The organism is Ktedonospora formicarum (genome assembly GCF_016587355.1).
GTDB classification, from domain to species: Bacteria; Chloroflexota; Ktedonobacteria; order Ktedonobacterales; family Ktedonobacteraceae; genus Ktedonobacter; species Ktedonobacter formicarum.
Genome location: NZ_BNJF01000008.1, coordinates 85,861 through 104,233 on the forward strand (window position 1 = coordinate 85,861; position 18,373 = coordinate 104,233).

Here is an 18,373-nt window from a genome sequence, read left to right on the forward strand (position 1 = left end):
GCGGTCTTTCATCTGAAAGCTTTTCCCACTGATAGAAATCACTTCTCCATATTCAACAGCATCAATCGCCGGTTGGGACAATTCCGGCACGCTCTATCATGAGAATCACCGTGCGTTCAGGTGCCCTTGTTCGATGTATTACCCCTTTCGGGATAGTAAACCCTTGCTGTGGGGCAAGTTCAACTGTTCTCCCTTCCAGATCTATGAGAAAACGTCCCTCTATCACAAAAAAGAACTCATCTTCCTTCTCATGCTTGTGCCAGTGAAACGCTCCCTGCATGATGCCAAGCCGTACGACGCTCTCGTTCACCTGGCACAATGTCTGGTTATACCAGGCAGCCTGGCAGGTTGCGACAAGCGTCGGGACGTCAATGAGTTCCAATGGCTTGTACTGCGCATTGAGATGGATCGAATAGGGTATTTGCTGCTCCATCATGCTCTCCTCTCTCTCAAGCGAAATTTCTTGACGTGCGGCAATGCTCGCGAGGCGTGGCTTTGCTATTGCCACATAGTCGCTCGTTTTGAGTACCAGCGAGCGATCCAGTCGCGCCGCGTTGAAGTAGAGTTCGTCGTTCTCCAGCACAGAAGGATCGACAATCAGCTCCAGCTCGGGATGGAAGGAGAACGGTAGGATCGTGCCTGCAACACTGCCCGCGAGTTGTTCGGCAATGGCCAAGCTGGCAAATGCCACGTACGTTGCCTGCAGGAGCGCCTTCACAGCCTGTAAATCTACTCTGGCATCACCTGGCACGACCGCGAGAAGATATTTCGTCACTTTCTTGCCTTGCTTGACCATCAGCACAATGCACTTCGCCGCTTGCGAGAGAGCATTCCCACGCATGGCGCTGACAAGCTCCGTCTGCCCCTGGGGTGCATGATCGATGAAGCGATAGGTCGCCTGATGCTGATCAAGCAAGGCGATCAGTTGTGTATAGGTATCTCTCTGTGTCTCCACGTGCTCAATATTCCTTCCTCTTGGCAAAAAAGAATCAGTCTGCTAGAATCCTGCCATACATTGCTGACATCTGCCAGTGGCAGAAAAGACAACAAGCATCGGAAAACTGCCATGCATACGGTTGCGATTCTTATCTATGATGCCGTCAATCCCTTTGAGCTGGCGGTGGCAACGGAAATCTTTGGCTTCGAGCGCCCTGAACTGAAGGTGCCCTGGTATCGCTTTCTGGTGTGTGCCTCCGAAGCTCGCCCCATTCGTTCGGTTGCAGGCATCACACTCAGCACGCCCTATACCCTCCAGCATTTGGCCGAGGCCGATACGGTGATTGTGCCCAGTACGCGGCCCGGCGTCGTGGCCGTACCGGACGCGCTGCTCGATGCACTGCGCCAGGCATATCTGCGCGGCTCGCGCGTCATCTCATTCTGCACGGGAACCTTTGTGCTTGCGGCGGCAGGATTGCTGGATGGTCGTCGTGCCACGACTCACTGGCTTTGGACTGCAGAACTGGCTGCGCGCTATCCTCTGGTGCAGGTTGATCCCCAGGTGCTCTATATCGATGATGGACAGATTCTGACCTCCGCCGGTACTGCCGCCTCAATAGATCTTTCGCTGCACGTTGTGCGTCAAGATTACGGAGCCACTATTGCGGCAGCGGTAGCACGGCGCATGGTGGTGCCGCCGTATCGCGAGGGAGGCCAGGCCCAATATATCGAGATGCCACTGCCTGTTGCCGATGAGGAGCCGTTCAATACCACCTTAACATGGATGGTTCATCATTTGCAGGAGGATCTGACGGTGGAGCAGATGGCGGGGCGAGCCAGGATGAGCCCGCGAACCTTTGCCCGCCGCTTCCGCGCAGCCTTTGGCACCACTCCCTATCAATGGCTGCTCCAGCAACGTATCATGCAGGCACAACGCTTGCTTGAAAGCACGAATCTGCCTGTCGAGCAAATTGCCACTCATTGTGGCTTCAGCTCTGCCGCCACGCTCCGTCTCCACTTTCAACGCCTCCTTTGCGTTTCACCACAGGCATACCGCGAGACATTTCAACAGAAGAAATAATGTGGGGTGTCCATCATTGCTTTACGGCTCTGCTTCCCTCGCTGTGCAAAAAATTGATGCGCATCCGGCAGTCACTTCCTTGTTTTCCCGCTTCCAGAGGGTCGAGATCTTCCTTTTCTCTTTCCCATAGCAGACACACATTGAGTGAGCCTATGAAGTTTTGTCAAATCGATGTGGTCAGCTCGTTGTTAGGATGTTGTCATGAGGTGCGTCGCGTGCTACCCTACCAGTGTTCACAGGCGGGGACGCCGCTGTGGTGCGTGGTGTCGGGGCTGACCGTCGTATGCGCATGGGACACTGAGCCCGTCTCGTTGTTTGGTCGCCCGCCCGATTACCTGAGACTTCCGATGACCCCTGGTGGTCAAGCTCGTATTGGTGAGTGATTTCCCACAAGCCCAAATGACGCGCCTCATCCACCCGGATTGTTTGCGTAATGTGGAGAGGAGGATCATGCGATGCCTACGCCAGAACTCCCTCATGCGCTCGCCACGCGTTTCGTGGCGCTGGATGTCCATCGTCAGTACCTGGTAGTTGGTGCAGTAGATAGCCAGCAACAGGTTGTCCTCACCCCTCGGCGCTTTGGCTTCGCAGCGTTTGCCGAGTGGGCTCAAGTCCATTTCACCCACGCGGATGTGGTGGTGCTTGAGGCGACAAGCAATGCGTGGCTGTTGTATGATCAATTACAGCCCCTGGTCGCCGAAGTGGTTGTCGCTCATCCGCAAGCGGTGAAGCTGATCGCCGCTGCACGCGTGAAGACGGATAAGCGGGATACGATTAAATTGGCCAGTTTGCTGGCTGCCAACCTCATTCCCGCCGTATGGGTGCCACCGCCAGCAGTGCGTGAGCTGCGTGCGCTGGTGACGCACCGCAACCGGCTGGTAAAGCAACGCACCCAGGCTGCGAATCGGTTGCACAGTGTGTTGCATCGATACAATCTCGATCCCCCCCCAGGCATCCCGTTTGCGGTTCATCAACAGGAGTGGTGGCTGGCGTTGGATCTCCCGCTGGCCGAAAAACTCCGGGTTCAACAGGATCTGAGATTGTATCAAACCCTTGAAACGCTGGTTCAGGAGAGCGATGCAGAACTCGGTCGGCTTTCGCGCCTTTGACCCGTGGGTCAAACAGGTGCCGTTTCTGGTGCAGTTGCCTGGGCTAGGAGTCCTCTCGGCTCTGCGTATCCTGGCCGCCATTGGGGAGATCAGCCGCTTCCCCTCAGCCAAGCACCTGGTAGGCTATGCCGGCTTGGGAGCAAGTGTCCATCAGTCAGGGGAAACCGATCGCGGTGGTCGTATCACCAAGGAGGGGCGCAGTGATCTGCGCGGAGTCATGGTTGAGGCAGCCTGGGTGGCGGTCGAACATCATCCCCACTGGAAAGCCCAGTTTGAGCGCCTGGCCGCGCGCATTGGCAAACAAAAGGCCATTGTCGCCATTGCGCGGAAATTACTCGTGACCATCTGGCATGTTCTCAGCCAGCAGGAAGCAGATTGCCATGCACAGATCGAGGCCGTCACCCGCAAATTGCTGCACTGGATGAGTCAGACGGGAACCACTCCGGGCAAGAGACGTGACCGGCTCCTGCTCTTGTACGGCTATCTTGACCAGCTGGGTTTGAGTGAAGAGGTCGAGCAGGTCACCTACCACGGCTCGACCTATCGGCTGTCTGAGCGGCAGAAGCAACTTCGAGCGGCCCAACAGCAAGAATGAGCAGGGCGGTTCATCTTGCTGCTTCTTCTCCGTCAAGGTGAGACGGCGAGGGTAAACCGACAGCTCTCTCCGCCTTAACAGGAGGCAGTTTGTGCTGTTTTTGGCTCTGGGGAGTGGTCAATCAGCAACACTATGGCATTTCTGTCAGCCAGTCGCGTGGGCGATCCCGCCCTTGACTGGGATGGGTGGGCGCTAAGTGCCGAGAGCGAGCGGGGCACTACATTGAAGAGCGTTGCCACCTCCCGCTCGCTCTCGCTCTGCCAGTTTTCCCACCCCAGTCAAGGGTCGCTGCTCTCGGGATCGCTTGTTCCACGCTCCTGGCTGGAACGGGCATTTCAGCGACCTCTCCCAAGCCTCAAGCTCGCAAGGATACTTGATGAGCCTGCGGCTCACCCTTCCAAGGCATTTGACAAGTAGACACATTGGTGCGCATCCCGTGGGCAATTGGAACGTGCTCCCTCATGGACACCTCTCAAGAACATGATGCCCTTCCTCTCCATCACAGCCGCACTTTCCGTTCTCCGAAACTTACCCAAACGTGGACAGGCCACATTTCGTGTTCGGTTCCTGCTTCAATGCAGAGAGCAAGCCTTTCGCTCGTCTTACCCCTGCTCCACAGGCGTCACTTCCCGCAGAACGTGCGGTACGCTGTTTTCATCAGGCCAACGCCACCAAATTTCTGGCGGCGTTAGCGTCTCGATCTAGGGCACTTCCACACTCCAGGCAGGCAAAGACCCGATCAGAGAGCGTCAGCGCCTCATTGATCCAGCCACAACACGAACAGGTTTTTGAAGAGGGTTCCCAACGGGAAGCCAGCAGCACCTTGATCCCTGCCTGTTCTGCTTTGTAGAGGATCTGCCGCTTGAACTCGTACATCCCCACATCGGCGATGGCTCGGGCCAACTTGCGGTTCTTGAGCATACCTGCAATATGCAAATCCTCGAGGACGATCACACGCGGCCGCTCTTGATCGGGCGCGGATTCTCGCCACGATCTGTGCGGTCGCTTGGTGCAAGGCGTTTTGGCGAACATGGGCGATACGAGCGTGCATCCGGGCAAGTCGCATGCGCGCTTTCTGGCGATTGGCACTCCCTTTGTGCTTGCGACTGTGACGTCGCGAGGCTCGCTTGAGGGCGGGAATCTTCTTGCGCAATGCCTTGGGATTCTCGAAGGTCCGTCCATCAGAAAGCGTTGCCAGCATTTTTACCCCCAGGTCAACGCCAATGGCTTCGCCTGGGGCTGGTCGTAGACCTTCTTCTTCCTCTCCCAGAAGTGGTAAACCATCTGCATGGGACGCATGGTGCACACAGATCGACACAGACCATCTGCCAGCTTTCTCGCTGATGGTTGCGCTAGTGATCTTGACAGTGGTGGGCAAATAGCCATGCTCTTTGAGCCGAAGGACTCCCAGGCGAGGGACCTGGATAGCATCATGAAAGACCCGAATGGTGCCGGTGAAGCGGCATCCTCCAATGGCTTTCTTCCGGCTTTTGAAGCGGGGATAGCCACACGTGCCTTTCCATGTGCCCTCTTTCTTGAGCCGGCACTTGCGAAAAAAGTGCTTGAAGGCCTGATCCAGATCGCGTAGCGCCTCCTGGAAGGCGCATTTGCTGACCTCATACGCCCAAGGAATCTCACTGTGCTTCAAAGCATTGATCTCGCGATGCAGATCAATGGCGCTTGGGGTGGGCTGACCTGCTTTCGTGAGCGAAAATCGGATAAATTGGTGAACGGCTCCTCCCTCAAGAAGAAAGCAGATTGCTCACCGATTTATCCTGATTCCAACCAGAGAATTCCCAAATTTACACCCTGGAGGCAAAAGACACCCTAACGGCCAGCGACAGGGATTTTTTCAACCGCTGGAATGATCTCGTGCTCAAACAACTCAAAGGGTTCCGCCTCGTGGACATCTTTCAGGCTCAGCGTCACCTGGTCGATGCCCAGTTCCGCCAGGTGCGCGCACTGCTCTATGAAGGCCCCAGGGGTGCAGGACTGATCACGCCCATCGCGGGTAAGCTGGAGCAGCACATGGCTGTAGGCCGTCTTCTCGATCTGCTCATAGGGACGCCCCTCGCTCTGGCAGTGCTCGCGCAACACGTCGAGCTTGTGCCGTAACTCGGCGTGATCGCCAGAGGTGAACAGGTTGCAGGCATCACCATAACGGGCCACGAGTCGCAGCGTCTTGCGTTCACCACCGCCGCCGATCAGAATCGGCGGGTGCGGTTTCTGAATGGCCTGCGGGCTGTTGAGTGGCCGGGCCAGTTGATAGTGCTTGCCCTCGTATGGCCGCTCATCGCCCGACCACATCTGGAGCGCAATTTGCAACGTCTCCTCCAGCCGCTCGAAACGTTCTTTGACAGGTGGGAAAGGCACCCCCAATCCCCTGTGCTCCTCCTCGTTCCAGGCCGCGCCGATGCCCAAGTAGGCCCGCCCGTGCGAGAGCACATCCAGCGTCGTCGCCGTCTTCACCAGGATACTGGGATGACGATAGGTAACGCCTGTGACCAGCGTACCCAGTTTGATGCGGTTCGTGCGAGCCGCCGCGAAGGCCAACGTGCTCCAGCCCTCAAGCATCTCCTGTTCCACCGATCCTATGCCCTCGAGCTGAAAAAAGTGATCCATGACCCATAGACTGTAGAAACCAGCGCGTTCGGCGTGTTCAGCGATCAGCCCAAAGGTCTCGCCAAGCTGACTCTGCCCGCCTGGCCAGGTAAAGCTAGGCACCTGTAATCCAAGACGCATACACAAGTTCTCCTTTTGCTCATGTGACGATGGCACTGTTCTGCGCAAAAATTGGGCAAAACGTACCCGGACCTAGCTGTGTGCTAGGTCACAATTAGTGTGGGGAGGCTCGAAAAAAGACAATCTACCACGCGACCAGCAACCGATCTTGCTGGCCTGGCCGACAATGAGTGGCGTACGCTCCTTTAACGCGCGCTCTCCTCTACTTTCTCGGTTTCACAAGTCAGCAAAGCACCTTCATAGGTGGTGATTTTGTGATCGATAACCACGAGATATTCTTGCAATTGCTGAATGTGAAGCTCAACCTGTTCATGATGTGCTTTGAGCAGAGCGACGCGCTCGCGCAGCGTTGATTCGCCCAGGCGCTGCAAACGGGCATATGAGAGCATCTGCTGAATGGACATGCCTGTGTCACGCAGCCTGAGCAGAAACTGAATCCACTGGACGTCAGAGTCTGTGTAGCGCCGATGCGTGTTTGAGAGCCGATCCACCTCGTGGATCAGTCCGATGCGCTCATAGTAGCGCAAGGTGTCGATGCTGAGTCCTGTGAGCCTGGCAACGTCGCTGGTGGTGTATGTCTTCTCCATATGCTCAGCATAAAACATGGAGTGCACTCCATGTCAAGCCCTTCTGACACCAGATTTCCGATGCCGCGGGATGAAAGAAATTTGAGCTGGCATGGGATATGATCATTAAGGCGAAACAGTCCTCCAGTATGTTACCCGTGCTGGAAATTATTCTGACATCATTTTGGCGCTATATGTGTAAATCAGAGAATTTTGTGAGTGAAAATCGGATATCTCGGTGGGCAGTAAAACAGGTATGAACTGCAGAGGCCAGTCGGCATGAATTGCAACTCAGAGACGCTAGTTGCAGCTCTGCTATCTACTCTGGCTGCTTCCTCAACCACGCAATTATCCGATTTTCGCTCACGAAACCCTCTGATTTACACCTTTGGCTTCGGTCTGGTGACGACTGCCTGAGTTAGGCAAATCCCTTTGTGCGATGGTTCTTTCCTGATGTCTTCTGTACGGCGAATTTCATTATCGGCATGTTTAGCTCCACACTTGAACCTGTTTCCTTTTCCGTGGTATCTTCTCTGCAGAGGAAAACGTCGAGTGGTTTGCCCGGCTCGCCTCTATCATTTTTTCTCATGAAGGAGTCTCGATGATGCCATCTGAGCTAGCACCCCTAGAAATTCTCCAGACGCTTGGGATCAACGGAATGCCCATTGCCACTCCAGTGCAGGGTGGGTTTGACATGGCCATGTGGAAGGTTGAGCACGAGGGTCAGATCTCTGCTCTCCGTGTATTTCGTGTGGGAGCGCATGAGGATTGCGAGCACGAACAAAGCGTGATGGAAGCCGCACGTGCCGCAGGTCTGCCTGTGCCAGAGGTACAGAAAGCAGGAGTCTGGCAGGATCGCCCGGCGCTGCTTCTCAGCTGGCTTGCCGGACGCACAGTAGAAGACGAGCTACGGGCACGACCATGGCGGCTTTGGTCGCTGGGGATCGCATTCGGTCACATGCAGGCCAAGATCCATGCGATACCTGCTCCTGCTCTGCTCCGTCAGCGGCCAGATGCGTGGATCGCCTGGCAATGCGAAGGAGAACAGGCTCTGCAAGATGGCTTGCGCCATCTACAAGGTGACCAGATAGCCTTGCTGCATCTGGACTATCATTTGCGCAATGTCCTAACTGATGGCAAACACATCACTGGAATTGTGGATTGGACGAACGCGCTTGCAGGTGACCCACGGGCTGATGTCGCGCGCACGGTCTCTATCCTGCGTGTCGATCCCCTGGCACGTAAGCCGTTGCTGGTGTTGCTGGGCTTGCGCATCTTTGAACAAGCCTGGCGCATCGGCTATCAACGCGAGCGTGGGCGCTTCAAGGATATGTCTCTCTTCTATACCTGGGCGGGGACCGTCATCCAGTACAATCTCGCACCGCGCTACAAACACATCCCGAACGAACTAGCTCCTGCACGCCGCTGGACCAACAAATGGAAGGCACAAGCTGGATGTGAGCGTTGAACAGGTGAGCTCTCTTCTCTTCGTCTCTTGTTCCGGAAATTGTTTGGCATTGAGTTTATTCTTCGCTTCCTTGCTTTTATCGCGTTGCGCATCCCGTGAGCATTGATTACTCAGGGCAACACAAAATCCTTGAAATCGAAATCCATGCACATGGAATTCTGCCAGGTGACCGCGTCCTAATTCTAGATGATTGGTTTGAACGCGGAGAGCAAGGCCAAGCTGCTATTCGACTCGTTGAGCGTGCAGGAGGCGTTGTTGCTGGCATTGGGGTGCTCTTTGACGAGATGATAGCTAAGAAAAGGAACAGCTTCCAGCAGTATCATTTCCATGCCTTAATCCAGATTCCCGAAGCCTAGTGGCTCTCCAGCGTGAGCGGGGGCAGCCCATTCCTGATGCCATAAGCCCAGGCTCTCCCTGCCGAGGTCGTCTCCCTGCTCCTGCAGGGCGCCTCACCCATCGACCTCCCGCGCCAGTATCACGATGTCATCTTCCATATCGTGCAGCTGGGACCCTCCGTCCGCTCTCGCTGGCGCGAAGACGCTCACACCTCCACCATCAGCCTCGTCCTCCTCAACGACTCTCCCCCCTCCCCTTTCACGCCCCAGGGCTTCTAACGCCTGTGCGAGAACTGGCGCGCCAGAGACGGGCGCACGCATCCTTCGCCAACATGCACCTTGACGCGGATCTTCCCCTGGTCGCTCCAGCTCCTGCCGAAACATTACACGCGTCAGGCGAAGCAGCCACGGCCCACGCGCTACCCAACCACTTACGCACCTGGCTCACAACTTTTCATAGTGTTCCTCACACGCAGGTAGCAACCCTCTCCTGTCTCACCGCCAGCCAGAGCGTCCTATCACCCAAGCAGAACCGAGCATGAGGCATTCCAGGATTCACACCCCAGCCACCTGGCACCACACGGCAAGACCAGGCGTTTCGTGTGCGTTTTGAAATGCACCAAAAACGCACACGAAACGCCTGTCCTCCTGTTCCTCTCCCCTGCCCTCTCCTACCAGTGATACACACACGCCGGGCGAAACAGCCGCAACTCTCGCACTGCCCAGCCTCTTACGCACCTGGCTCACAACGTTTCAAAACATGTTCCCACCACCATACCGGTCTCACACGCATCAACGCGACTGCTCCAGACTCCCGTCAAGCGCCAACTCACACAAGAGGCTCTCATAGCGCCCAGAGTACTTCGTGTGCACCTTCCTCGATATGAGAAACCCACTCCACTAGACTCGCCTATAATACAAGTGCACGCCTCCATGACCTCAGATGGATTCTGCTCCCTTGAAGGGAAGAAACGCTCATCGTCATTGAGAGGACTTTTCTCAACTAGCATGCACGGTATTGGAATCGTGCTGCTGGCTTGTCTTCCTCACGGAGAAACTGCTCTGCTTCTTTATGAGAGGCGTTATTCGCCTGCAATTGCTCGCGCCAGCGCTTCAAGAATCGCTTTGAGGTCTTTTACAGTAGCCTCATCTGCGACGTTTCCATGAGCATCGACTTTCGCACGAGCATTAAAGATACTAAGAGTTCCCCCCTCTGCCACTTTCGCGTTCAAGGCTTGTAGCGTGAGTAAGAGGGAGGCAAGCGCACGCTCTCCTCCTCCAGGTGAGGCACTGATCGCGACGAGGGGCTTCCCATGTAAATCACCTGAAGAAACTGTCCAATCGAGAGCGTTTTTCAGAGAGCCAGGCATACCATAGGCATATTCTGGCGTACAGATAAGGACGCCATCAGATGATTGAATTTGAGCGCGCAGCTCTTTCACTGACGCAGGTGCATCATCTCCGTCAAGTTCAGGACTAAATGGTGGTAAGGTTCCAAGCTCGGTATAGATCATGATGTGCATGTTCTCAGGGGCTAGAGTTGTTGCCGCCCGCACGAGAGAGGTGTTCGTTGAAGAGATCCGAAGACTTCCAGAGATTGCCAGGATACGCATATGTCTCACTCTTTCAGCTTGTAATTGTTTATGTTGGGCAAATAGCATGTGCCATTGCTCTTTCATATCGCCACTCTACCTCTTCAAGTTAGCTTTAAGTCAAGAGGCGAGATGGTCTTTACCGATAGAGGATTCGCTCGTGCTGGGACGCTGATACCTGGAGCAGGAGGAAACACACGCGCCTGGCTGATCCTCTCATTTGCTGATTTTGCTCCGCGCCTCGCACTCCGTTGCTTACGAATCCTGCAAGAGAGATTTCCTGTTCATGGAGGAGAAGAGGTATACGACGAGTGGGGCTTTGAACGTTTGGGCACCTCTCGTCAGCGTGTGCTGGGCTTGCTCCGCCGTGCCATGGATGCCTGATCTATCTTTCCTCCTGGCAGGAGGCGTGGAGAATGAGCACTCTCGATCTAGTCGGTCTGGCAAGGAGTGCGTGGTGGCTGTGGTGAACACCCCGCCACCACCACCACAGCATGTCTCCTCCTCGCACATCCGTGTGCAGGGCGACCAATACCCCTCAATGACGAGAAGAATTACAGGGGTACAGAGAAGGTACGTCCATCTCGTCTCCACCTCCCTCAAAGCGAGAGAGGAAAAAAGATGCAAGAGACTCACACAGCAACCATCTTCTCGTCCGGCACGGACGTTCTCTTTCAGTGTCGGACGAGAAGATGGGCTTCAAGGCGACCTGAGGAGACGCGTGAGGGAAAGCCTCCTTTGCCTCTCAATGTGAGGAAGCTTCCTCTTCTTCAGGCTTCCCCCAGGGGAACGAGGTCGGCTCCTCAGCGATGTGGATCATCTCCGTGATGGGTTCGGGCTTGCGGTTGAATGAGGGCTTAATCTCCAGGCGCGCATGATGCGCCTTAATCTCCTCCTCATGCGTTTCGAGATAGGCATTGATGGCTTCCTTGCGCCCACCAACCAGCTTCTGGATCGCAAGCGTGGTAATATACCAGCGCTCCAACGGACGGCGCGTCTCATTCCACTGCATGAGTGTATGCACGGCCCGACGATAGCGCTCATTCCCTGCTTCAGGAGCCTTCATTCCCGCCAGTTTGGACGTAGGCATGGCGCCGTAGCGTTCGCTGTCGTGTCGCCTCGCCTGGCTGCGCAGATGGCGTGCCTCCCGCTCCCCTGCCGCAACAAGATAGGACAAGAGATCGGACGTTCCCGTCTGGGCCATCCCTTCCCGTAAGAGGGCAGCCGTCTCTGCTGGGAGATTGAGGTGCTCTAGCGACAATGAGACCTTCCCATCCTGACGCACCACGCTGCCCTGCACTTGCTCCCCCAGGCGCTCCTGCTGCTCATAGGCCGCAAAGGCGCGGCGCAAGAGTTCATCATCCTTCACCTCACGCTTGACCTGGCGAGCAATCTCTTCCCGTAGATCATCACCCCAGGCTCGCGTCTGAATCGTCGGCTTGAACGTCGAATATCCTGTCTTGTTCTCTTTGGCCGCCTTCTTTCGCCCTTTCTTGAGCATGATCACAGGGTGAAGCTGTTCTGGGTGCGTGCTCTCTGCCCATGTCATGTACTCCTTGTGGAACACATCAAGCACCGTGACACCAGGCTGCCCTAACCGTACGCCCTGGCGTCCGTCAATGTTGCCATCCTTGTCGGCAATCTTATAATCCGCATAGTTGGCATGGCTGGCATAATTGAGGCGGATCTTCTCCACCTCTTCAGGTGGAGTCCCGGCTTCTACTCGTGGCTCCAAGACAAACCGATGGCCCTGAATTTGTGCCATATACGTGATGTCGGCCACTGGTGGAGGCGCGTACCAGAAGCAGGCAATGCGGGCATACATCCCTCGGAAGTTATGCACACTCACCTTCTCGCGCGTGGCTCGCACCAGCTCCTCCAGGTCCCCATATCGGCGTTCGACGGCCTCGTTCACCGCCTTGCCATACTTCTGACTCACCTGCTCGATCTCCAGGTCTGTGGTGTCTACCAGGGCGCGTAACCGCTGTACCGCCTCGACCACCAGGAACGCTCGCACCAGGGTTGGGATCTCATAGCGTTCTGGCTCCCGACCACGTCCTTTCACCTGCCCCTCAAACCACACCGTATACGCCTCCTTCACCGTGAAACGTCCCGTCTTCATGATCTCGGCCAGCCGCCGACCCGTACACACGGCAATCCCCACCACCAGGTCGGCCCACTCCGGCGAAAAGAGCAAGGACAAGGCTCGCTCCACCAGCGCATCGGGGTCTTTGAGCAACACTTGCTGCGTGAGTCGATCCTGCGTTACGCCCTGCGTACGCGCATTCATCTGCACCCACTCCCCTTCCGAGAGGTTGAAGACTCGCAGCCCGATATGTTCTGGCTCCCCCGTCCGGGGATTCTCCCAGCTATTCTCCTGCGTCAAAGGCAACAGGCGGATCAAATGGCGCACCTGCGTGATCGGTTTGCGCAATGAATCACCCGCCAGTCCCCGCTCGCTCTTCCACCAGTTCAGTTCACGCTCCCACACCTCTCGCAATTGCGTCTCCTGCGCCACTGTGGCACCGCTCACCACTGGCTCCAAGACCTCACTCCAACGCCGCTGCACCCAGCCTAAAATCGCTGCCATTGCCTCTCTCCTCCTTCTGATGCCCACTCGTGTCCTGCCTGCAACATCGCCTGTCACAGTTCCCTGCCTTCGCGTCTTTACACAGTATATCTTGTTCCTTTGTTACTGTCAAGTAGAAACTCTTTATGCCACAAAGGGAAAAGTGAGGCATGCCTTCCCCTTCTCCTCGCTCCACGACTCAAGATTGCAAGCTTGGTAGGAAAGAAGTAGAATGGCAGGACCTCGCTCCACAGTGGCAGGTCACGTTCACAGCAGAATGAAAGGCACGCAAAAGGACATGCGTATTTTTGATGAATATCTTTCACCATCCTGGGAAAATCCAGTACCTCTTGCGAAAGAACCACGTATTGGATCGGGTGCGGCAAGTTTTTTTGCGTTGAGCGTGATCCAGGGAAGAACGTGGTGCTACAAGAGAACCATCGGCAAAACGACAGCAAGAGAAGGAGCACCAATGGATGAACAAGCTTGGCAGGCAAAGAGTGTCGAGATCCTGACGGAGATCAAGGAGTGGCGACAAGCGCATCCCCAAGCCACCTTTGTGGAAATCGAAGAGGAGGTGCATGCTCACCTGATGGAACTGGAAGCTCACATCTTGCAAGATGCGGCTTCGGCGAGCGAGCGCCGAGCATGGGGCCAATCGACGGGCACACCTGCTCCGTTGTGCCCCACCTGTGCGCTTCCTCTGCAGGCACGAGGCCAGCGAGAGCGAACGCTGCACGGCAATGGAGGCCAAAGCGTGACCTTGAAGCGAAACTATGGCATCTGCCCCAGATGTGGGGCCGGTCTTTTTCCCCCTCGATGAGGAGCTCGGGCTGCTGCCAGGCCATCTGGCGCTCCGGCAACAAGAACACCTGACGCACCTGGCATGCTTCATGCCCTTCGAGAAAGCCGCTCAGATGCTTGAAACGCTCCTCGGAGTGCGAACGACCAAGGAGACCGCCCGTTCTCTGACCGAGCGCATGAGTGCCTGCATGGAAGTAGCCTACGCTGCTGACAATGAGGCCCCCTCCTTTCCTCCTCTCACTGATCAGCCTGCTCCACAACGGTATGTCCTGAGTGCTGATGGGCCATGATTTCTCTGGTCCACAAGCAGTGGGCCGAAGTACGTACTCTGGCCATTGGAGAACCTCACGTAGGACCGGATACTGATGGTGAACCGGAGATCCATGTGGGGCGCCTCTCGTATGTGTCCCGTCTCTGTGATGCCTTCACCTTTCTCCAACATGTCGCAGGGGAGATCCGACGGCGCAAGGTTCTGGAGGCGAGGGAAGTGTGTAGCGTCACCGACGGAGCCGAGTGGTGTCAAAACGTAACGGCGAGCTATCGACCTGATGCCTTGCGCATCTTGGATTTTCCGCATGCAGCAGAACACCTGAGCCAGATGCTCGAAACCTTGGAACATGCTGGCGTGCGTTTTCCTGATCGCATGCTGGAGCGCTGTTTACATGTGCTCAAGCACCGAGGACCTGGTGCGTTGCTGCGCATGGCAGGCCGATTGGAGAGCGATCTCATGCAGCAAAAGGGGATTGGGGAACATCTGGACTACCTGCGCAAGCGTGAGGCGTTGATGCAGTATCCAGCTTTTCGCGCACAGGGCTGGCCCATCGGCTCAGGCATGGTGGAAAGTGCTAATAAACTGGTCGTGCATGCCCGTCTGAAAGGATCGGGCATGCATTGGCTGCGTAGCCATGTCAATCCCCTGCTAACCTTACGCATGGCCGTGTGCAATGACCGCTGGCAGGAGATGTGGCAAAAGGCCATCCGTCAGCAACACATGGGGGACGCATGCCAACGCAGTGCCATTGCTGAGTCTGAGGTCCAAGCTTCCCTGACAGGAACCTCTTCTCCTTCGGTTTCCGCCCTTCCCCTCGTTGCTCCATCGAGGCCTCGCGCGCTTCCTCCTGAGCCTCCGTCACACGCAAAGGCTGCCGCTCCTCCTCTCACGCCCCTTCCACCGGTCCATCCCATCCTCCCGTCTCCTTCTCCCCGTCCTCCCGCGCATCTACAGGTCCCTGTTGCCCCTCAACAGTCAGATACCTGCCCCTGTGGGATGCCGCTGATCCGCTTCAAGGGACACCGCACCAAGGAGTACTGTTCTCATCGGTGTCGCCAACGGGCGTACTGTCAGCGGCAAGCGATGAAGCGCTGGGAACAATGGAAATCGATCGTGTCCTTCTGATCAGGAGAGGCTCAGCGCAAAAAAACTTACCTCCCCTAATCTGTTGACCACTCCAGGATATCAACAGCTTCGGCAAGATCATTGCCCCAAGATTCATCGATAAAGCGATCAAAACCTTCTTCAAGTGCCGCCTTCGTGGCAGGTTCACGGAACCATTGTTGAATCTGTTGGTGCTTCTGGAACTGCCCCTGCCAGATGTTGCCACAAATAAACCATGCGAGGTGGCGTAACGCGTAGGGTGTGCGTCTGCTGCGCCAATCATTCAGGAATGGGATGTAATCGTCAAGAATGGGTGACAACTCTCCCAGCAGGACGTCAGGCGAGGAAGGGGATTGCGGTAGGTCGCGCAAGGAAGCGTCCCAGAGTTGCAATACAAGAACCATGATCGGTTGACGCTCGCCCTCTGGCCATCTTTCAAAATTTGCATAGTTCAATTTGCTACAAATGTAATCGAGATACGGGAAGCGATGGGAAACGACCAATTCAAGCATGCGTGGCAGAAAATGTTTCAAATCGTTCACATCTCCCCAGGTGGTGAGAGCTTTGAGTGTGTAGCGCCGAAGATCCTCTTCGGTAAGTTCGCGTAGGGGTTTTGAGGCGATTCGCTCTTGGTCCTCGTGTGAAACGCAATGTGGGCAGCCTTCCACAGGATGGTGCAGGAGATAGCTTGCAAAGGTCGTATAGATATGCTCGATTGTTTCTTGCAGTGTTATCGTAGCATTCATACTGCTCAACCTTCTGAAATACCTTGCCTTTTCCAGTTGGGACGATCATCAGCATCTCTGCTGCACGAGCGGTAGATGAAGCGTTCTTACGGCCAATCAGCTAGCGATAAAGAACGCAATTTACAACTCTCACAGGGAGTATACCAGATGGAGAGCGCCATTCCCAGAGACATTCATACCTGAGCTCACGCTTCGCGCCGAGTGCTCGCTCTTTCTTCACCCTAAAACCTGCTCGCTCTTCTTCGCCTGAATTACCAGTTGGAAACACTAGCGTTGTCATCCGGTCCATGAGTGCTCGAGGATCATTGTAGTACGGTGCTTTTTCCTGGGCTCTGCCTCACGCAAAAAAACTTGCCGCACCCTATTGGATCATGGACTGAACTGCTTTCTCCTGCCCAGAAAAAAGCACTTCCTTTAGACACATTTCCCATCATTGATGATTTTGAAGTGGCCCTTTTCCAACACCACAGGTATTCAGAAACTGGGGCGGGCGGAAAGATTGGGGATATCATATGGGCTTCTTCAGTCAACAGCGAGGGCTACTCGCCTATTTTGGCCTCATCGGCCATGCTGTCATTGATTACTCTCAAGACACTTTCACCGGCATTCCATTCGACTTTTGGGATTGGGAGCAAGGGTGAGAGCAAGTCATCTTTGAGCATGGGGAGTATATCTACTCGCTTGAAGGCGATGCCGACGATCATACCTGTGGGTACCATTGTTGGTTTCGCGTGAGAACAGAACGCTCTCTCGCTGAATGGCTCTTGGCTCTTGAGGCTTCTCGCCAAATCGTTCGTCACAGACAAGAAGAACACGAGCACATGCCTTCGTCCCTTCAAAGCACTGAATCTGAGTGAGCAATAACGGAGGCGCGATCGGCGTCTATCAGCAGCAGCTCCGTTCCATATGCCATCAGGCTCTGGCGACGCCGTCGGCTTCGCGGCAAGATGCATGCGCTCGAAGCGTCACTCACACTGACGATGCACCGTCTCGAGGATCTTGAGCACTCCCCTGAAGAATCACCCTTCCTCGCCGCGCTCACAGACACAGCAGACCCGTACAGTATCTTAAAATGATGACTTCTCGGCAGAGAAGTCATCCGTTCAGACGGCCAGCCGTCTGGGGAGTACTGCCGCTCCCGCTACTCCTCGCCCCACTTGCAAAGGGTCGGAGCTACTTTTGCGCAAGATGTTGTAGGATCCGTTGAGATCGGCATGGATGAGGCGTCCATCCCCGGCGCGATACCAACTGCGAGCCACACGCTTGCCTGAGAACACCTGCTTCTCAGCCGCGCTCGCCTCATAGGATGGGATGGGATCGCCATCCGGATAACTGGCCTTGCTGGTGTAACTTTCCTCTTGAAGAATGACCCTGATCCCAACCAGCTGCGCCTTGTAGGTCAACTGCTCAAGAAAACGGGCATGGGGAAGCTGCACAAACTGCTGGTTGTTCCTGCGCCCCAGGCGCACCTCCTGTTTCCACAAGGGGTTCTTGCCTATTACCAGCGTCCCGATGCCTTCGCTCACCAGCAGATCAATGATCCGACGGCTGGCCGTGTGCAGATACCCATCCACACGGCGATTGCGCTTCGTCGTCACACGATCCAGGTGCCGCGAGGTCCATCGCTTCTCATGCGCGAGGCGTTGCTGCTGCTTGGCACGCTCTTTGTTGTAGCCCTGATTGAGGCTTTTGAGAGGTTTGCCACTCACCAGGCGAGGCACAAAGCCGGGCTTGTCGCTGGTGATGGCGGCGAGTACATTGACGCCCACATCCACGGCGGCTCGAAGCGCTGGGTTGACCGCAGCCGGTTGGATCTCCCGCTCATAGACGACCTCCACCATGTAGCCATCAGCGCGTGCAATGATGCGAACCTGGCGGATAACCTCCCAGGGGAGTTGGGTCGCGATCTCGATGGGCAGTCCCGATGGAACCAGTGTGCCTGTGCGCTTGAAGGCCCTCTTGCCCAGGGCTTTCTTCTCGTAGACGAGCAAGAAGCGGCCCTTGGTTTTGTCGAGATAGCCAGGGATTTTGGGGCGTCCGATGAAGGCGGTGGGGTCTTGGCGGTATGCCTTCATGCCTTCAAAAAAGCCCCTCCAATTGTGGTGAAGCGCAATGAGGATGGCGTTACTGACCTTGCGAGGGAGGGCACAATAGGCGTCATGGTGTTTCAAGCGGTGGAAGATGGCAGGGTAAGGGAGATAGGTTCCCTCATGAAGGAAGGCTTGTCGGACGTGGTAATTGGCCTGGTTATACAGGTTTTTGGAAGCAAAGGCCGCCTGATCGATGAGAGCAAAGCGGGCATCATGCTGGCGAATGAGATGTCGTTCGACCAACTGCATCTGGTGGCCTCCTACCTTTGCAGCACCACATCCTTCAAGTCGATGGGTCACTTGCGTGTCATTTTCTAGAAGAACATGTTTTCCAATACCACTCTACCAGAGATGTCTCCAAGTGT

General features: G+C 55.7%; 23 protein-coding genes and 1 pseudogene. 12 read left to right on the forward strand and 12 right to left on the reverse strand.

Annotated elements, in window-relative coordinates; translation table 11 throughout:
• Nucleotides 1–61: 61 nt before the first annotated feature.
• A complete protein-coding gene (locus K3T82_RS41770) occupies nucleotides 62–955 on the reverse strand; it encodes a YbaK/EbsC family protein (protein ID WP_220199403.1) in 894 nt (297 codons plus the stop codon).
• Between the two features lie 111 nt (nucleotides 956–1,066).
• On the opposite strand from K3T82_RS41770, the gene K3T82_RS41775 reads away from it, so the two are divergent.
• The 5 genes from K3T82_RS41775 (at nucleotide 1,067) to K3T82_RS41790 (ending at nucleotide 4,138) form a co-directional block, all read left to right on the forward strand.
• Nucleotides 1,067–2,017, forward strand: a complete 951-nt coding sequence (locus tag K3T82_RS41775; protein ID WP_220199404.1) for a helix-turn-helix domain-containing protein — start codon at nucleotides 1,067–1,069, stop codon at nucleotides 2,015–2,017.
• A gap of 152 nt (nucleotides 2,018–2,169) precedes the next feature.
• A complete protein-coding gene (locus K3T82_RS41780) occupies nucleotides 2,170–2,400 on the forward strand; it encodes a hypothetical protein (protein ID WP_220199405.1) in 231 nt (76 codons plus the stop codon).
• 72 nt (nucleotides 2,401–2,472) lie between these two features.
• Nucleotides 2,473–3,126 (forward strand): IS110 family transposase, encoded by a 654-nt coding sequence (locus K3T82_RS48610; protein WP_236031883.1) that lies wholly within the window; start codon nucleotides 2,473–2,475, stop codon nucleotides 3,124–3,126.
• Nucleotides 3,095–3,721, forward strand: a complete 627-nt coding sequence (locus K3T82_RS48615; protein ID WP_236031884.1) for a transposase — start codon at nucleotides 3,095–3,097, stop codon at nucleotides 3,719–3,721. Before K3T82_RS48610 ends, K3T82_RS48615 begins: the two co-directional genes overlap by 32 nt.
• 132 nt (nucleotides 3,722–3,853) lie before the next feature.
• Nucleotides 3,854–4,138 carry a hypothetical protein gene (locus K3T82_RS41790; RefSeq protein WP_220199406.1) on the forward strand — a complete coding sequence of 95 codons (285 nt, stop codon included), beginning with the start codon at nucleotides 3,854–3,856 and terminating at the stop codon, nucleotides 4,136–4,138.
• Nucleotides 4,139–4,378: 240 nt separating this feature from the next.
• On the opposite strand, the gene K3T82_RS49470 is transcribed toward K3T82_RS41790, so the two are convergent.
• Complete coding sequence (locus K3T82_RS49470; protein ID WP_268886732.1) at nucleotides 4,379–4,675, reverse strand: RNA-guided endonuclease InsQ/TnpB family protein; 297 nt, start codon at nucleotides 4,673–4,675, stop codon at nucleotides 4,379–4,381.
• A gap of 85 nt (nucleotides 4,676–4,760) precedes the next feature.
• Nucleotides 4,761–5,369, reverse strand: a pseudogene (locus K3T82_RS50570) (RNA-guided endonuclease InsQ/TnpB family protein); the annotation flags it as partial.
• Between K3T82_RS50570 and K3T82_RS41810 the strand changes: the two are divergent.
• Nucleotides 5,361–5,552 carry a hypothetical protein gene (locus K3T82_RS41810; RefSeq protein WP_220199408.1) on the forward strand — a complete coding sequence of 64 codons (192 nt, stop codon included), beginning with the start codon at nucleotides 5,361–5,363 and terminating at the stop codon, nucleotides 5,550–5,552. The pseudogene K3T82_RS50570 and the gene K3T82_RS41810 overlap by 9 nt on opposite strands.
• Here the strand turns inward: K3T82_RS41810 and K3T82_RS41815 are convergent.
• Both K3T82_RS41815 and K3T82_RS41820 read right to left on the reverse strand, forming a co-directional pair.
• On the reverse strand, nucleotides 5,549–6,463 hold the full coding sequence (locus K3T82_RS41815; protein ID WP_201381333.1) for an LLM class F420-dependent oxidoreductase: 915 nt from the start codon (nucleotides 6,461–6,463) through the stop codon (nucleotides 5,549–5,551). The genes K3T82_RS41810 and K3T82_RS41815 overlap by 4 nt on opposite strands.
• Nucleotides 6,464–6,648: 185 nt before the next feature.
• On the reverse strand, nucleotides 6,649–7,068 hold the full coding sequence (locus K3T82_RS41820; RefSeq protein WP_220199409.1) for a MerR family transcriptional regulator: 420 nt from the start codon (nucleotides 7,066–7,068) through the stop codon (nucleotides 6,649–6,651).
• Nucleotides 7,069–7,630: 562 nt separating this feature from the next.
• On the opposite strand from K3T82_RS41820, the gene K3T82_RS41825 reads away from it, so the two are divergent.
• Complete coding sequence (locus tag K3T82_RS41825) at nucleotides 7,631–8,497, forward strand: phosphotransferase family protein (protein ID WP_220199410.1); 867 nt, start codon at nucleotides 7,631–7,633, stop codon at nucleotides 8,495–8,497.
• A gap of 182 nt (nucleotides 8,498–8,679) precedes the next feature.
• Here K3T82_RS41825 and K3T82_RS41830 read toward each other — a convergent pair whose 3' ends face one another.
• Both K3T82_RS41830 and K3T82_RS41835 read right to left on the reverse strand, forming a co-directional pair.
• A complete protein-coding gene (locus K3T82_RS41830) occupies nucleotides 8,680–8,826 on the reverse strand; it encodes a hypothetical protein (RefSeq protein WP_220199411.1) in 147 nt (48 codons plus the stop codon).
• 120 nt (nucleotides 8,827–8,946) lie between these two features.
• A complete protein-coding gene (locus K3T82_RS41835) occupies nucleotides 8,947–9,153 on the reverse strand; it encodes a hypothetical protein (protein WP_220199412.1) in 207 nt (68 codons plus the stop codon).
• An 11-nt stretch (nucleotides 9,154–9,164) separates the two neighbouring features.
• On the opposite strand from K3T82_RS41835, the gene K3T82_RS41840 reads away from it, so the two are divergent.
• Complete coding sequence (locus K3T82_RS41840) at nucleotides 9,165–9,374, forward strand: hypothetical protein (protein WP_220199413.1); 210 nt, start codon at nucleotides 9,165–9,167, stop codon at nucleotides 9,372–9,374.
• 540 nt (nucleotides 9,375–9,914) lie between these two features.
• Here the strand turns inward: K3T82_RS41840 and K3T82_RS41845 are convergent.
• Nucleotides 9,915–10,445: an NADPH-dependent FMN reductase gene (locus K3T82_RS41845; RefSeq protein WP_220199414.1), complete on the reverse strand. Its 531-nt coding sequence runs from the start codon at nucleotides 10,443–10,445 to the stop codon at nucleotides 9,915–9,917.
• Nucleotides 10,446–10,556: 111 nt separating this feature from the next.
• Between K3T82_RS41845 and K3T82_RS41850 the strand changes: the two genes are divergently transcribed.
• Nucleotides 10,557–10,808, forward strand: a complete 252-nt coding sequence (locus K3T82_RS41850) for a hypothetical protein (protein WP_220199415.1) — start codon at nucleotides 10,557–10,559, stop codon at nucleotides 10,806–10,808.
• Between the two features lie 361 nt (nucleotides 10,809–11,169).
• Here the strand turns inward: K3T82_RS41850 and K3T82_RS41855 are convergent, their stop codons facing one another.
• Nucleotides 11,170–13,014, reverse strand: coding sequence for a protelomerase family protein (locus K3T82_RS41855; RefSeq protein ID WP_220199416.1), 1,845 nt, complete (start codon nucleotides 13,012–13,014; stop codon nucleotides 11,170–11,172).
• Nucleotides 13,015–13,465: 451 nt separating this feature from the next.
• Between K3T82_RS41855 and K3T82_RS41860 the strand changes: the two genes are divergently transcribed.
• Genes K3T82_RS41860 through K3T82_RS41870 form a run of 3 tightly spaced genes read left to right on the forward strand, consistent with a single transcriptional unit; the run spans nucleotide 13,466 to nucleotide 15,193 of the window.
• Complete coding sequence (locus K3T82_RS41860) at nucleotides 13,466–13,816, forward strand: hypothetical protein (protein WP_220199417.1); 351 nt, start codon at nucleotides 13,466–13,468, stop codon at nucleotides 13,814–13,816.
• Nucleotides 13,770–14,087: a hypothetical protein gene (locus tag K3T82_RS41865; protein WP_220199418.1), complete on the forward strand. Its 318-nt coding sequence runs from the start codon at nucleotides 13,770–13,772 to the stop codon at nucleotides 14,085–14,087. Before K3T82_RS41860 ends, K3T82_RS41865 begins: the two co-directional genes overlap by 47 nt.
• Nucleotides 14,084–15,193, forward strand: coding sequence for a hypothetical protein (locus tag K3T82_RS41870; RefSeq protein ID WP_220199419.1), 1,110 nt, complete (start codon nucleotides 14,084–14,086; stop codon nucleotides 15,191–15,193). The genes K3T82_RS41865 and K3T82_RS41870 overlap by 4 nt, the downstream gene beginning before the upstream one ends.
• Before the next feature lie 35 nt (nucleotides 15,194–15,228).
• Here the strand turns inward: K3T82_RS41870 and K3T82_RS41875 are convergent, their stop codons facing one another.
• The 3 genes from K3T82_RS41875 to K3T82_RS41885 form a co-directional block, all read right to left on the reverse strand.
• On the reverse strand, nucleotides 15,229–15,918 hold the full coding sequence (locus tag K3T82_RS41875; protein ID WP_220199420.1) for a hypothetical protein: 690 nt from the start codon (nucleotides 15,916–15,918) through the stop codon (nucleotides 15,229–15,231).
• Nucleotides 15,919–16,457: 539 nt separating this feature from the next.
• Nucleotides 16,458–16,622: a hypothetical protein gene (locus tag K3T82_RS41880; RefSeq protein WP_220199421.1), complete on the reverse strand. Its 165-nt coding sequence runs from the start codon at nucleotides 16,620–16,622 to the stop codon at nucleotides 16,458–16,460.
• 399 nt (nucleotides 16,623–17,021) lie between these two features.
• A complete protein-coding gene (locus K3T82_RS41885; RefSeq protein WP_220199422.1) occupies nucleotides 17,022–18,257 on the reverse strand; it encodes an RNA-guided endonuclease InsQ/TnpB family protein in 1,236 nt (411 codons plus the stop codon).
• Nucleotides 18,258–18,373 lie beyond the last annotated feature (116 nt).